Source organism: Hydrogenophaga sedimenti (assembly GCF_051857515.1).
Lineage (GTDB): Bacteria > Pseudomonadota > Gammaproteobacteria > Burkholderiales > Burkholderiaceae_C > Hydrogenophaga.
On sequence record NZ_JBPZHA010000004.1, the window covers coordinates 437,046 to 450,696 of the forward strand.

A 13,651-nucleotide genomic window follows, 5' to 3' on the forward strand; every position below is an offset into this window, starting at 1 on the left:
CGCTCAGCCACCCCGCGGCTGCAAGAGTGGCACCCGGTTGATCGCCATCGCCGCCGCGGCGGTGCGCGTCTCGACCCCCAGCTTCGCGTGGATGCGCTCCAGGTGCTTCTTCACCGTGGCGGGGCTCGATCCGAGGATGTCGCCGATGTCGCGGTTGATCTTGCCCTTGACGACCCAGTAAAGCACCTCGGCCTCGCGCGCCGTGAGCCCGAAGGCCTGGGCCAGCGATTCGAGCACGGCGGCGTCCGAGGTCTCCTGCATCACGATCAGCCAGTCGCCGGGCTCGCCGGGCAGCTCTTCGTTTTCTTCGTCGCCCACGCGCTGGTGCAGCCGGAAGGTCAGGCGGCGCGGCCCCTGGTCGAGGGTGAGGCGCGGCGGCTCGCGCAGCGGCTGCCCGGCGTCGGGAGGCGCCATCAGCGTGGGCAGCAGGCGGTCGAGCCAGTCGAGCACCGGCTGCGGCGTGACCGGCGCCTCGGTGCCGCAGTAGCGCAGCAGCAGGTCGCGCGCCAGCGGCGTCTGCCACATCAGGCGGCCGTCGCGCGCCCGCACGGTGATGGTCGCGTAGCCGAAGGCATCGAGCGCGTTGCGCGCCTGGCTGCGCTCGACCGCGCCCTGGCGCACATGGCGCGCGTTGCGCAGGTGCACGCCCATGCGCGCCATCACCTCGCGCGGTTTGATCGGCTTGGTCACGTAGTCGACGCCGCCGGCCTCCAGCGCCGCGACCAGGTGTTCGGTCTCGGTCAGGCCGGTCATGAAGATGATCGGGATCATCGCGGTCGCCGGATCGGCCTTGAGCCGGCGCGCGACCTCGAAGCCGTCCAGGCCCGGCATCACCGCGTCCAGCAGCACCACGTCGGGCAGGGCCTGCTGCGCGCGCCGGATCGCCGCCTCGCCGTCGAGCGCGACCAGCACGGTGTAGCCGGCGGCGTCGAGCGCGTCGTGCAGCGGCGCCACGTTGTCGGGCACGTCGTCGACGATCAGCACGATGGACGCGGGATCGCCGGACAGGCCGTCGTGGCCCATGGCGGAAGGTCGGTCGGGGGCGTGGATCATGGGGCGGGTGTGGAAGGGGAGGCCTGGGCGCCGGCCTGCAGCAGGCGCTGTTCGATGGCCTCGAAACGGAACTCGCGCGCCAGCGCCCGCAGGGCATCGGCCAGCGCCACCTGCTCGGGACGGTCTTCGACCCAGCGGTCGAGCCAGCGCACGATGCCCTTGGTGTAGCCCAGCCGCACCAGTTCAAGCAAGGGTGTCAGTTCGTGGGCCGGCGGCAGCGGTGCGGCGGTTGCGGCGGGTGGTGCCACCGCAGCCGGCGCCGGGTCGCTGGCGTGCACCCAGCGCAGGCCCAGCTGCTGGCCGAGCCAGTCGGTCAGGTCTTCGCGGCGCACCGGTTTGACGAAGAAGGCCTGCTCGCGGCCGGAGCCGTCGGGCGACTCGGACTGCAGGCCCTTGTCGAAGGCATTGGCCGACACGATGGCCATCGGCACCGACGACCAGCCCGCCGCGCGCAGGCGCCGCAGCGTTTCCCAGCCGTCGATGCCGGGCATGGCCAGGTCCATGAAGACGGCATGCGGCGCGCGCTCGCCCGAGGGATCGACGGCCTCCAGCAAGGCAATCGCGTCGTGGCCGCTGGTCGCCAGCATCACCTCGAAACCCAGCGGCTGCAGCCAGCGCGCGATCAGCTCGCGGTCGCTCTCTTCGTTGTCGACCACCAGCACGCGCCGGCGTGGCCCTTCGTACCCGAGCAGTGCGGGCGATGGGCGCGCCACCCGCGCCGCCGCGCCCGCCAGCCCCGGCAGGAACAGGCGCACGGTGAACACCGTGCCCTGTCCCGGCGCGCTGCGCACCGTCATCTCGCCGCCCATCAGGTCGGTCAGCATCTTGGCGATCGTCAGGCCCAGGCCGGTGCCCGAAATCCCGGTGCCGGGCGCGCCCTGCGACTCCGACTGGCGGCCGCGCGCGAACGGTTCGAACACCCGCTCCAGCTCCTGCGCCGCCATGCCGGGGCCGGTGTCGCAGACCTCGAACACCGCCATCTCGCGCGCGTGCGAGACGCGCAGCCGCACCTCGCCCTCGCGCGTGAACTTCACCGCGTTGCCCAGCAGGTTGATCAGGATCTGGCGCAGCCGCTTCTCGTCCGCGCGCACCGTCTCGGGCAGCCGCGCGCCGGGCTCGAACACGAAGCGCAGACCCTTGCCCGCCGCCTGCAGCTCGAACATGCTGGCGACCTCGCGCACCGTGTCGGCGAACGCCATCGGCCGCACGTCCAGCTGCAGCCGGCCCGACTCGATGCGCGCGATGTCCAGCGTGCCTTCGATCAGCGACAGCAGGTGCTCGCCGCCGCGGTGGATCACGCGGATCGCCTGCGCGCGGTGCGGCGCCATCTCGCTGTCTTCCTGCAGCAGCTGCGCGTAGCCCAGGATGCTGTTGAGCGGCGTGCGCAGCTCGTGGCTGATGGTGCTGATGTAGCGGCTCTTGGCCTGGTTGGCGTGGTCGGCCGCCTCGCGCGCGCGCTGCAGCTGTTCGTCGGTGCGGCGGTGCGACTCGATCTCCTGCATCAGCAGCCGCGTCTGGCGGTTCGATTCTTCCTGCGCGACCTCGCGGCTCTTGTGCGCCAGCACCAGCCACCACGCCACGGTCGCGCCGATCAGCAGCAGCACCGCGTAGACCCGCAGGAAGCCCGAGCGCAGCGCCGCGTCCAGCAGGCCGGCGTCGGCCGCCACCGCCACGCCCTGCCCCAGGCCTTCGACCTGCTGCCGGTACAGCAGCCCCAGCACCGCTGCGAGCACCGGCGCCACCACCAGCATCAGCAACAGGTAGTGCGCCAGACCGGCTTCGAGGTAGGGCCACACGCGCTGCGGCAACACCTGGCGCAGCGCCGCCTGCCACTGCACCGACAGCCGCCCGTGCGGCTTGCACAGGTCGCCGCAGCGGGCATCGAGCGAGCAGCAGAGCGAGCAGATCGGCCCCTGGTAGGCCGGGCAGTGGGCCATGTCGGGACCCTCATACTCGCGCTCGCAAATCACGCATTTCAGAACGCTCAAGCGCTGGTAGCAACCCGCCTCGGCGCGATTCGCCGCCGGGCCGCCCCAAGGCGAATCAGTCCCCTCGGGGGGCAGCGACCCGCGCAGCGGCGGAGCGTGGGGGCCGGCGTCTCTGGCGATGTAGTAGCGTCCTCGGGTCGCCCACGCGATCAGCGGCGCGGTGATGAGCGCGGTCACCATCGCGATCACCGCCGAGAACGCCTGCGCACCCGCACCCATCAGCCCCATGTGCGCCGCGATCGACAGCGCCGACGCCAGCCCCATCGCGCCCACGCCCACCGGGTTGATGTCGTACAGGTGCGCCCGCTTGAACTCGATGCCCTTGGGACTCCAGCCCAGCGGCTTGTTGATCACCAGGTCGGCGACCACGGCCATGATCCAGGCGATCGCGATGTTGCTGTAGAGGCCCAGCACCTCGCCCAGCGCGCGGAACACGTTCATCTCCATCAGCATGAAGGCGATCAGCGTGTTGAACACCACCCAGACCACGCGGCCCGGGTGGCTGTGCGTCAGGCGCGAGAAGAAGTTGCTCCAGGCCAGCGAGCCGGCGTAGGCGTTGGTGACGTTGATCTTGAGCTGCGACACGACGACGAACAGCGCGGTCGCCGCCACCGCCCAGCCGTAGTGCGGGAACACGTATTCGTAGGCCGCCAGGTACATCTGGTTGGGATCGACCGCGCGCTCGGGCGGCACCATGTGGCTGATCGCCAGGTAGGCCAGCAGCGCGCCGCCCAGCATCTTCAGCACGCCCAGGATCACCCAGCCCGGCCCACCGGCCAGCACACCCGCCCACCAGCGCGCGGTCTGCCCCGGCCGCGGCGCCGGCATGAAGCGCAGGTAGTCGGCCTGCTCGCCCATCTGTGTGATCAGCGCGATGCCCACGGTGAGCGCCGCACCAAACAGGTGCCAATCGAAGACGGCACCCGCACCACTTTCGCCCCCGTAATGCACCACTTGGGAGAACGCACCCGGGTCCATGCGCCAGACCGCGACGAAGGGCACCACCATCATCACCAGCCACAGCGGCTGGGTCCAGACCTGGAAGCGGCTGATCAGCGACACGCCGTAGGTCACCAGCGGGATCACCACCAGCGCGCAGATCAGGTAGCCCCAGGCCGGCGGAATGTCCAGCGCCAGTTCCAGCGCATAGGCCATCACCGCCGCCTCCAGCGCGAAGAAGATGAAGGTGAACGAGGCGTAGATCAGCGAGGTGATGGTCGAGCCGATGTAGCCGAAACCCGCGCCGCGCGTGAGCAAGTCCATGTCCACGCCGTAGCGGGCGGCGTAGACGCTGATCGGCAGGCCGGCCAGAAAGATGATCAGGCCGGTCGCGAGGATCGCCCAGAAGGCATTGACGAAGCCGAACTGCACCAGCAGCGTCGCGCCGACGGCTTCCAGGATCAGGAACGAGGCCGCGCCGAACGCCGTGTTCGCCACCCGCCATTCGCTCCACTGGCGAAAGCGCTGCGGCGTGAAGCGCAGCGCGTAGTCCTCCATGGTCTCGCGGCCGACCCAGCTGTTGTAGTCGCGGCGCACCTTGATGATGCGTTGTGGTGGAGCTGGATCGGGCCTTGGGTTCACCAGGGGGTTTGTGCAGCTTTCATGCCACAGAGACGCCAGGGCACGGGTTTTGCTGACGCTGCAGACATGGAACTTACCCCCCGTGAAAAAGACAAGCTGCTGATCTTCACCGCCGCCCTGCTGGCCGAGCGGCGCAAGGCCCGCGGCCTGAAGCTCAACTACCCCGAGGCGGTCGCCCTGATCAGCGCCGCCGTGATGGAAGGCGCCCGCGACGGCAAGGCCGTGGCCCAGCTCATGAGCGAGGGCCGCACGGTGCTCACCCGCGAGGACGTGATGGAGGGCGTTCCGGAGATGATTCCCGACATCCAGGTCGAAGCCACCTTCCCCGACGGCACCAAGCTGGTGACCGTGCACCAACCGATCCCCTGATTCCGGAGAACTCCCATGTCACACCGCAAGCTCCTTCCATTGCTGGGCGCCGCCACTCTGGCCGCCGCCGCGTCGTCCGCCTTCGCTCACACGGGCGCCGACGCCGTATCGCACCACGGATTCGTCACCGGTTTCCTGCACCCGCTCACCGGCCTCGATCACCTGGCCGCCATGCTGGCCGTCGGCGTCTGGAGCGCCACGACCACACGCCGGCTGTGGCGGGCGCCGCTGGCCTTCGCGGCGCTGCTGTTCGTGGGTGCGGTGCTGGCGCAGGCCGGCCTGGCCCTGCCCGCCACCGAACCGATGATCGCGGCGTCGATGCTGGTGCTGGGCCTGCTGCTGGCCGCCCAGGTCCGGCTGCCGGAGGTAGCCGGTGCGGCGCTGGTCGGAGCCTTCGCGCTGTTCCACGGCGCGGCGCACGGACAGGAACTGGCCGGTTCGGCCGCGCTGGTCGGCATGGTGCTGGGCACGGCCGCGCTGCACGCGACCGGCATCGCGCTGGGGCTGGGCTTCCGGCGCCTGAGCGTCTGGATGCCTCGCGCCGCCGGCGCCGCCGTGGCCCTGATGGGGCTGCACATGGGCTGGTCGCTGCTGGCCGGCTGAGGGGATTGACCATGATTCCCGGCGAACTCTTCACCGACGTGGGCGAACACGCCCTCAACCCCGGCCGCGCCACGCTCACGCTGGTGGTGCAGAACACCGCCAACCGCCCGGTGCAGGTCGGCTCGCACTACCACTTTGCCGAGACCAACGCAGCCCTGTCGTTCGACCGCACCGCCGCGCTGGGCAAGCGCCTGAACATCGCCAGCGGCACCGCCGTGCGCTTCGAGCCGGGTCAGCAACGCACCGTCGAGCTGGTGGACTTCGCGGGCGACCGCATCGTCCACGGCTTTCGCGGCCTCGTCCAGGGGAAACTGCCCTGAGGGCTGGACACACCAGAGAGCGTCCGCTCCAGAAGCACCGAGGAACCGGCTTCGCCGGGCCTCTGGTGCTGCCCCCTTCCAGAGGGTGACGCCGAAGGCGGCGCGGGGCTCAGTTCGAGAGGCTGGTGCGGATCACCACCGGCTGCCCGGCGGCGGCCAGCACGAAGAACCCCGGAAGGCCGGCGGTGCCGAACCGCGTGGCCGGGTTGCGCACGAACACCGAGTCGCTGAGCGTCATGAGACCGCTGAGGTCGTTGCTGACGTAGAACACCGCGCTGCCACCCTCGATCCCCACGTTGTCGCTGACCATGCTGCCGTAGACCGACAGGGTGAAGAAGTTGCCGTCGTTGTAGATCGCCCCGCCGCTGCCGCCACCGGGCGTGCCCGCCCTGGCGGGGTTGGCCCCGTTGCCCACCGCCGTGTTGTGGGTGATCAGGCTGTTGTAGACGCTGTAGGAGACGCCGATGCTGCTGAGCGCACCGCCGTTGGAGCAGCTGTTGCCCAGCCCCAGCCCGCCGCCGAAGGTGCTGCCCACCACGTACACCGGACGGTCCTGGTAGATGCTCAGCACCCGCACCGCGCCACCGCCGATGTCGGGGCCGGTGGTCTCGCAGCGGTTGCGGGTGAACACGCTGTTGACGATCTTGAATTGCCCGCCGCGCACGAAGATGGCACCACCGCCGCCACCGTCGGTGAGCTGGCCGGTCGAGTTGCCCTGGGTGAATCCGATGTTCTGCACCGTCAGCCGGGGCGTCTCCTGGTTCTGGCACTGCGCGCTGGTCCAGACCTGGGCCGGGTCGCAGGTGTTCTGGTAGAGGATGCGCACGCTGTCGCCACCACTGAGCGTCACCAGACCACCGCCGTCCAGCGTGACATCGGGCCGGTCGTTGAACACCTTGGCCGTGCGCGGCAGGGTGATGGTCACCGGGTTCGGACCGCAGCTGAAACGGATCTTGCCGCCCAGCGCCACGGCCTGCACCACCGCCTCTCCGGTGCAGCTCGCCGGCGTGCCGGTGCCGATCAGGCGGTCGGGCTGGCTGGTGTCCACCGCCCGGCCATCCTGGGGCACGGGCACCGGACTGCCGTAATAGCCGACCCCCGACGGGGGCGCCGGCTCGGCGTCGCCCAGCACGTAGTAGGCGATGCCCTCGTAGCGGTACTGCGGCAGGGTGGCGATCACCTGCCCGGCCTCGGCGGAACTGGTCGTGAAGAAGTGGAAGCCGCGGCTGGCGACGTAGAACCGGTAGAGCGGCCGGAACCCGGTCCCGGCCGCGGTGCTGGCGTGGTAGGCCACGCCCTCGTAGGCGAACTGCGGCAGGGTGGCCACGATGTGGTCGCGCTCGGCCTGGCTGATGGTGTAGAAGTGCACCCCCGTCTGGCCGTTGAAGAAGCGGTACACCGGGCTCAGGCCGCTGTCCGCGGTGCTGCTGGCCTGAAACGCCAGGCCTTCGTACGCCATGGACGGCAGGGTGGCGATCACGCGGTCGCGCTCGGCGGCGCTGGCGGTGTAGAAGTGGGCGGCACTGCTGCGGTTGAAGAAGCGGTACACGTTCACCGGCGTCAGTGCCTTGGCCACGGCGCTCGTCGGGGTCGTCGCACGGTCCCCGGCGCCCGCGCCGGATTGCTGCACCTCGGCTGCGTTCAACGCCGCAGCCTTGAGCCACGGGTCCGGGCCGGCGGTGACCACAGCGCCCTGCTCATCCGCCACCGATCGGGCTCCCGCCTCCCCGGCGCCGCCGCTGCCCCCGCAACCAGCCAGGCCCAGCACACCGAGGAACAACACCAGGGCGCACGCCCGCCCACCGCTTTTAACCGCCATCTCGAACCCGCCTTGACAACTGCGACAACGACCGCCTGCCCCTCAAGCCCCTGCCGCACTGGCACAGTTCATGCTCAAGACAGCACACCCGGAATATTCCAGAACATTTGAACATCAACCAGCGGCACGGCTCGCACGAAAAAGATACTGTTGTGAACTCCGGTTACCGGCGCATCCCCCGGCCGGCCCGAACCGCGTGCACGCAGTCATCGGTCACTTTGTTCCAGCCCGTGCATCCGCCAGATCCCAGGTGACCTCCATGGCCAGCATTCCCAAACGCGCCTATGCCGACATGTTCGGCCCCACCGTCGGCGACCGCGTGCGCCTGGCCGACACCGGCCTGCTGATCGAGGTGGAGAAGGACTACACGCTCGCGGCCGGCGGCTACGGCGAAGAAGCCAAGTTCGGCGGCGGCAAGACCATCCGCGACGGCATGGCGCAGAGCCAGCGCACACGCGCCGAGGGTGCCGTGGACACCGTGCTCACCAACGCCCTCATCGTCGACCACTGGGGCATCGTCAAGGCCGACATCGGCCTGAAGGGCGGGCGCATCGTCGCCATCGGCAAGTCGGGCAACCCGGACACACAACCGGGCGTGGACATCGTCATCGGCCCCGGCACCGAAATCATCAGCTGCGAAGGCAACATCGTCACCGCCGGCGGCATCGACAGCCACATCCACTTCATCTGCCCGCAGCAGATCGACGAGGCCCTGGCCTCGGGAGTGACCACCATGCTCGGCGGCGGCACCGGCCCGGCCACCGGCACCTTCGCCACCACCTGCACGCCCGGCCCCTGGCACATCGAACGCATGCTGCAGGCGGCCGACGGCTTCGCGATGAACATCGGCTTCCTGGGCAAGGGCAACGCCAGCCAGCCCGCGCCGCTGCGTGAGCAGATCGACGCCGGCGTGATCGGCCTGAAGCTGCACGAAGACTGGGGCACCACGCCCAGCGCCATCAGCAACTGCCTGGACGTGGCGGAAGAAACCGACACCCAGGTGGCGATCCACTCCGACACGCTCAACGAGTCGGGCTTCGTGGAGGACACCATCGCCGCCACGAAAAATGCAGCCGGGAAAGGCCGCACGCTCTGCGCCTTCCACACCGAAGGCGCCGGCGGCGGCCACGCGCCCGACATCATCCGCGTGGTCGGCGAGGCCAACTTCCTGCCCTCGTCCACCAACCCGACCATGCCCTACACCGTCAACACGCTCGACGAACACGTCGACATGCTGATGGTCTGCCACCACCTGGACGCGGGCATCCCGGAAGACCTCGCCTTCGCCGAAAGCCGCATCCGCCGCGAGACGATCGCGGCCGAGGACATCCTGCACGACATGGGCGCCATCAGCATGATGAGCAGCGACAGCCAGGCCATGGGCCGGGTCGGCGAGGTCATCATCCGCACCTGGCAGACGGCCGACAAGATGAAGTCGCAACGCGGATCGCTGGCGGAAGACAGCAGCCGCAACGACAACTTCCGCGTCAAGCGCTACATCGCCAAGTACACGATCAACCCGGCGATCGCGCACGGCATCTCGCACATCGTCGGTTCGCTCGAAGTCGGCAAGTGGGCCGATCTGGTGATCTGGAAACCGGCCTTCTTCGGCGTCAAGCCGGCCCTGGTGCTCAAGGGCGGCAGCATCGCGCTGGCCGCCATGGGCGACCCCAACGCCTCCATCCCCACGCCGCAGCCGGTGCACTACCGGCCGCAGTTCGGCGCCTTCGGCGGCGCGCTGGCCCGGGGCAGCCTCAGCTTCGTCTCGCAGGCCGGCCTGCGCGCGGGCGTGGGCGAGCGCTACGGACTGCAAAAGACCACCGTCGCGGTGCAGAACTGCCGCAGCGTCACCAAGGCCAGCATGGTGCACAACGCCTACCTGCCCAAGATGGAGATCGACCCGCAGCGCTACACCGTGCGCGCCGACGGACAACTTCTTACATGTGAACCCGCCAGCAAACTGCCCATGGCTCAGCGATACTTCCTGTTCTAGAACTTTATTGCTCATATTTTCATGCTTCAAGTGTCCAAGCTCATCCCCCAAGGCCAGGGTCTCGCGCCGGTGCTGGTGCGCCGTGCCGCGCACCTGGAGCTGGACTGGGATGTGCGCCAGAAAAGCCGTTTCGACGCGGTGTCCTCGGACGGCCGCCGTGTCGGCGTGTTCCTGCCGCGCGGCACCGTGGTGCGCGGCGGTGACGTGCTGGTGACGCAGGACGGCTCGCTGCTGCGTGTCGTGGCCGCCCCGCAGCCGGTGCTCCGGATCACCGCCTGCACCGACCACCACCACGGTCACGCCCACGAGCCGGCCTTCGACCTGATGCGCGCGGCCTATCACCTGGGCAACCGCCATGTGCCGATCGAGCTGCGGCCCGACCACCTCAAGATCGAACCCGATCACGTGCTGGCCGACATGCTGCGCAGCATGCACCTGACGGTGGCCGAGGTGCGCGAGCCGTTCGAGCCCGAAGGCGGCGCCTACGCCGCCGGACACGGCACGGGCCATGACCACGGGCATTCCCACGAACACGCCCATGGTCACGACCACGCACACGGCCACGGCCATCCCCACGCGCATGAACATGGCTGAAGCGCCCGCGCGGCCGGTCGGCGGGCTGCTGCGCACCCTGTGGCTGGCCTCGCCGGCCCTGCCCGTCGGCGGCTTTTCCTATTCCGAAGGACTCGAAGCCGCCATCGATGCCGCGCTGGTGCACGACGAACACAGCGCCGCCGACTGGCTCACCGACCAGCTGCACCTCGCGCTGGCGCGCAGCGACCTCGCGGTCGTGGCCCAGGCCATTCCCGCCTGGCGCGCGGGAGACCTGCCACGCATTGCCGTGCTCAACCAGTGGGTGCTCGCCACGCGCGAAACGCAGGAGTTCCGCCTGCAGACCGAACAGATGGGCCGCTCGATGCAGGTGTGGGCGCAATCGCTGGGCGAGCTCGGTGACGGCGTGTCCGAGCAGCTGCAGGCCGCCCAGCTGCAGCCGCCGACCTACCCGGTCGCCATGGCCTGCGCGGCCGCAGCCTCGGGGGCCGACCTGCACGACAGCCTGAGCGGCGTTGCCTTCGGCTGGGCCGAGAACATGGTGCAGGCCGCGATCAAGTCGGTGCCGCTGGGCCAGAACGCCGGCCAGCGCATCCTGGCCCGGCTGGTGCGCGAAATCCCGGCGGCCGTGGACCAGGCGATGGCGCTGGACGACGACCACCGTCAGGCCTTCACGCCCATGCTCGCGATCCTGAGCGCCCGCCACGAAACCCAGTATTCCCGTCTGTTCCGTTCCTGAAGACCCGTCCCATGAGCGCCCTGCACCACATCCCCCACCGCACCAAGACCCTGCCCCCGCTGCGCGTGGGCATCGGCGGCCCCGTCGGCTCCGGCAAGACCACGCTGCTGGAAATGCTGTGCAAGGCGATGCGCGAGCAGTACGACCTGATCGCCATCACCAACGACATCTACACCAAGGAAGACCAGCGCCTGCTCACGGTGAGCGGTGCGCTGCCGGCCGAACGCATCATGGGTGTCGAGACCGGCGGTTGCCCGCACACCGCGATCCGCGAGGACTGCTCGATCAACCTCGAAGCCATCGACCGCATGCTGGGCGAATTCCCCAACGCCGACATCGTGTTCGTCGAAAGCGGTGGCGACAACCTGGCCGCCACCTTCAGCCCGGAGCTCTCGGACCTGACGATCTACGTGATCGACGTGGCCGCGGGCGAAAAGATCCCGCGCAAGGGCGGTCCCGGCATCACCAAGAGCGACTTGTTCGTCATCAACAAGACCGACCTGGCACCGCACGTGGGCGCCGACCTGGAGGTGATGAAGGCCGACACCGCGCGCATGCGCCCCGACACCGCGCGCCGCCCCTGGGTGATGACCAACCTCAAGACGCTGGACGGCCTGCAGGACGTGGTGCGCTTCATCGAACAGCGAGGCATGCTGACCGCCGCAGCGCCGGCCGCGGCCACCGCCTGAGCCACGCCGGCAGCTACAATCCCGCCACCCCGGAGACGTGGGAGAGTGGTTTAATCCAGCGGTCTTGAAAACCGCCGACCCGCAAGGGTCCGTGAGTTCGAATCTCACCGTCTCCGCCAGGACATCAAGACAGACGGGCCCTCGCGGCCCGTTTTCACTTTCTACCCATCACTCGGGCATGTGAAGGTGCGCTACCGGGGCTTGGCCAAGAACACAGCGCAGCTGCAAACGCTGTTTGCACTGAGCAATCTGTGGATGGCGCGACGCACGTTGCTGCAGGAGATACAGGGATGAGTGCGTCCGAATGGGGCCAGAAGGCCGCGAACCGAGTCGAAAGCCGCCTTCAAACCGCCCTTGCAAGCCTGAAATCGCCGCCGAAATCGAGTGCATCAACTCACGCCACCGCGGGTGTTGTGCAGACCTTCCCTAGTTGGTGGAGATCACAATGCGGGCATCGGAGACAGGGAGGGGAAAATGGGCGAAGCAATCTCGCTGGTAGTGATGTGGGCTGGAATCGGCCTCGGGATGTACAGCCTCGGGCTACCCATCGAATGGGTTGTTGTTTTGCTGCTTGCGGGCTGGGTCGCAATGGACCTCCTATTGCTTCGATCAACAAGGAGGCGGTCAAGCATCAAGGCCAGGCGCGAACCTATGGAGGCCACACCAAAGAAGAGCACCTTGGATGAGAGTACTGAGAGCAATGCCTGTACAGAAACTGCATGGAAGAAGTTCAGCGTTCTCCGTGTTCCGGCGAATCCCGGTCTGAACGACACGACGGTTCATGCCGTTGTTGAGGATGTCAAACATGAACCTTTATCTGCACCAGCGCCTGCCCCTCCTTCACCGAGGCTTGAAGTCAGTCGCGCCGCCACTGTGCCGGATCGGGCACAACCTTCGACGACAAATCCGAACTGTTCCGAACTGTTCCAGACTGACCCGCTAGCGATATATCGGCCGGAGCAGTTCGATGAACGGCCAAGGGCAGCACCGGTGGTTGCGAGTTCGCCTCCTGTGGCCATCTCACCTTCCATTGCTCCAACTGGACCAGCATATGTGCCCCCAGTAGTTCAGGCCGTGCGGGAAAGAGCAGCACGTGCGCCAGGTACGCCCGGACCACCAAGGCCCATTCTCAAACCCGAGGACTTCACAAGAAATGCAGGCAAGCGGGGGTTTCTCTACCTTGCTCGCAACCCAGAGCACTGGGATGGACTGTTCAAGGTCGGGCAGACCCTGAGGCACCCTCGCTTTCGAGTGCAGGAACTGAACGCCCTGCATGCCAAGCACAAGGACATTGGCACATTCGAGCTGCTTGACGTTGTTGAAGTCTCTGATGCCTACGGGGCGGAACAGGTGCTGTTCCTTGTTCTCTCTGACTTGCGCCCGGTGGCTGGGCGAGAATTTTTCATTGCAAACAAGGCGTACCTCTCCAAGGTCATGCGTGCCGTTGCGGACTTCATCTCGGGGCGGCCGGAGAAACTGAACAACCTATACCGCGGCCTCGATCCGAACGATTTCCCGCCATGGCCAGGCAAGACACCTTGGTATCGCCGTCGTCACCCTTCCGGTGCGAATGGCTGGGTGTACCTTGCTCGGTGCCAATATCACCTTGCCGCCACATACCTCTTTGGAGCGACAAGAATGACCCCTGAGGCAGAAGTCGCGAAGTTGAATGATGGGCAGCGATCAGACACACCGCAGATCGGCTTTTACACAGTGGTTTTCGCTCTCCCGGTCTGGGATACCCAGATGTCCAGAGCCATTGGGTGGCGCGCGCTTGCGTCTTGGAGGCTGCCAGCCTCACGCTCGTTTATCAGAGGTCCCTTAGGGATGGTGTTCAAAACCCCCGGTCAAGCCCGAATGGCATGAGCGAGGCACGACAGGAACAATGGCGTGATGACCCAACGAGAACTTGGCCTGAATCTGAGTACGCGGCGCACGCGCAAAG

11 protein-coding genes, 1 tRNA gene and 1 pseudogene are annotated in these 13,651 nt (G+C 68.0%); 10 read left to right on the forward strand and 3 right to left on the reverse strand.

All coding sequences use genetic code 11. The features are described from left to right. Positions 1-3 precede the first annotated feature (3 nt). On the reverse strand, positions 4-1,053 hold the full coding sequence (locus tag ACS5NL_RS09355) for a response regulator (protein WP_439353458.1): 1,050 nt from the start codon (positions 1,051-1,053) through the stop codon (positions 4-6). Further along, positions 1,050-4,622, reverse strand: coding sequence for a hybrid sensor histidine kinase/response regulator (locus ACS5NL_RS09360; protein ID WP_439353459.1), 3,573 nt, complete (start codon positions 4,620-4,622; stop codon positions 1,050-1,052). Before ACS5NL_RS09360 ends, ACS5NL_RS09355 begins: the two co-directional genes overlap by 4 nt. A gap of 66 nt (positions 4,623-4,688) precedes the next feature. On the opposite strand from ACS5NL_RS09360, the gene ACS5NL_RS09365 reads away from it, so the two are divergent. Genes ACS5NL_RS09365 through ACS5NL_RS09375 form a run of 3 tightly spaced genes read left to right on the forward strand, consistent with a single transcriptional unit; the run spans position 4,689 to position 5,914 of the window. Continuing rightward, the gene (locus ACS5NL_RS09365; protein WP_439353460.1) at positions 4,689-4,991 is read left to right on the forward strand and encodes an urease subunit gamma; all 303 of its coding nucleotides are present in this window, start codon (positions 4,689-4,691) and stop codon (positions 4,989-4,991) included. A gap of 15 nt (positions 4,992-5,006) precedes the next feature. Then, entirely contained in the window at positions 5,007-5,594 is a 588-nt protein-coding gene (locus ACS5NL_RS09370; RefSeq protein WP_439353461.1) for a HupE/UreJ family protein, read from the forward strand. 11 nt (positions 5,595-5,605) lie between these two features. Then, complete coding sequence (locus ACS5NL_RS09375) at positions 5,606-5,914, forward strand: urease subunit beta (protein WP_439353462.1); 309 nt, start codon at positions 5,606-5,608, stop codon at positions 5,912-5,914. A gap of 109 nt (positions 5,915-6,023) precedes the next feature. Here ACS5NL_RS09375 and ACS5NL_RS09380 read toward each other — a convergent pair whose 3' ends face one another. Beyond that, positions 6,024-7,622, reverse strand: a complete 1,599-nt coding sequence (locus ACS5NL_RS09380) for a hypothetical protein (RefSeq protein ID WP_439353463.1) — start codon at positions 7,620-7,622, stop codon at positions 6,024-6,026. Positions 7,623-7,992: 370 nt separating this feature from the next. Between ACS5NL_RS09380 and ureC the strand changes: the two genes are divergently transcribed. From ureC to ACS5NL_RS09415, 7 genes and pseudogenes are all read left to right on the forward strand, one after another. Beyond that, positions 7,993-9,726: an urease subunit alpha gene (ureC, locus tag ACS5NL_RS09385; RefSeq protein WP_439353464.1), complete on the forward strand. Its 1,734-nt coding sequence runs from the start codon at positions 7,993-7,995 to the stop codon at positions 9,724-9,726. A gap of 21 nt (positions 9,727-9,747) precedes the next feature. Next, positions 9,748-10,320 (forward strand): urease accessory protein UreE, encoded by a 573-nt coding sequence (gene ureE, locus ACS5NL_RS09390; RefSeq protein ID WP_439353465.1) that lies wholly within the window; start codon positions 9,748-9,750, stop codon positions 10,318-10,320. After that, complete coding sequence (locus ACS5NL_RS09395) at positions 10,265-11,017, forward strand: urease accessory protein UreF (protein ID WP_439353466.1); 753 nt, start codon at positions 10,265-10,267, stop codon at positions 11,015-11,017. The genes ureE and ACS5NL_RS09395 overlap by 56 nt, the downstream gene beginning before the upstream one ends. Positions 11,018-11,028: 11 nt before the next feature. Further along, positions 11,029-11,706 carry an urease accessory protein UreG gene (gene ureG, locus ACS5NL_RS09400; protein WP_439353467.1) on the forward strand — a complete coding sequence of 226 codons (678 nt, stop codon included), beginning with the start codon at positions 11,029-11,031 and terminating at the stop codon, positions 11,704-11,706. Between the two features lie 31 nt (positions 11,707-11,737). Continuing rightward, positions 11,738-11,825, forward strand: a tRNA-Ser gene (locus ACS5NL_RS09405). Between the two features lie 55 nt (positions 11,826-11,880). After that, positions 11,881-12,000, forward strand: a pseudogene (locus ACS5NL_RS09410) (IS5/IS1182 family transposase); the annotation flags it as partial. Between the two features lie 180 nt (positions 12,001-12,180). Further along, positions 12,181-13,572 carry a GIY-YIG nuclease family protein gene (locus ACS5NL_RS09415; RefSeq protein WP_439353468.1) on the forward strand — a complete coding sequence of 464 codons (1,392 nt, stop codon included), beginning with the start codon at positions 12,181-12,183 and terminating at the stop codon, positions 13,570-13,572. The last annotated feature ends 79 nt before the right edge of the window (positions 13,573-13,651 follow it).

Excerpts from the sequence above, each read along its gene's own strand:
- ACS5NL_RS09355 (WP_439353458.1), bottom strand. The coding sequence starts at position 1,053 with ATGATCCACGCCCCCGACCGACCTTCCGCCATGGGCCACGACGGCCTG.
- ACS5NL_RS09365 (WP_439353460.1), top strand. The coding sequence starts at position 4,689 with ATGGAACTTACCCCCCGTGAAAAAGACAAGCTGCTGATCTTCACCGCC.
- ACS5NL_RS09370 (WP_439353461.1), top strand. The coding sequence starts at position 5,007 with ATGTCACACCGCAAGCTCCTTCCATTGCTGGGCGCCGCCACTCTGGCC.
- ACS5NL_RS09375 (WP_439353462.1), top strand. The coding sequence starts at position 5,606 with ATGATTCCCGGCGAACTCTTCACCGACGTGGGCGAACACGCCCTCAAC.
- ureC (WP_439353464.1), top strand. The coding sequence starts at position 7,993 with ATGGCCAGCATTCCCAAACGCGCCTATGCCGACATGTTCGGCCCCACC.
- ureE (WP_439353465.1), top strand. The coding sequence starts at position 9,748 with ATGCTTCAAGTGTCCAAGCTCATCCCCCAAGGCCAGGGTCTCGCGCCG.
- ACS5NL_RS09395 (WP_439353466.1), top strand. The coding sequence starts at position 10,265 with ATGGTCACGACCACGCACACGGCCACGGCCATCCCCACGCGCATGAAC.
- ureG (WP_439353467.1), top strand. The coding sequence starts at position 11,029 with ATGAGCGCCCTGCACCACATCCCCCACCGCACCAAGACCCTGCCCCCG.
- ACS5NL_RS09415 (WP_439353468.1), top strand. The coding sequence starts at position 12,181 with ATGGGCGAAGCAATCTCGCTGGTAGTGATGTGGGCTGGAATCGGCCTC.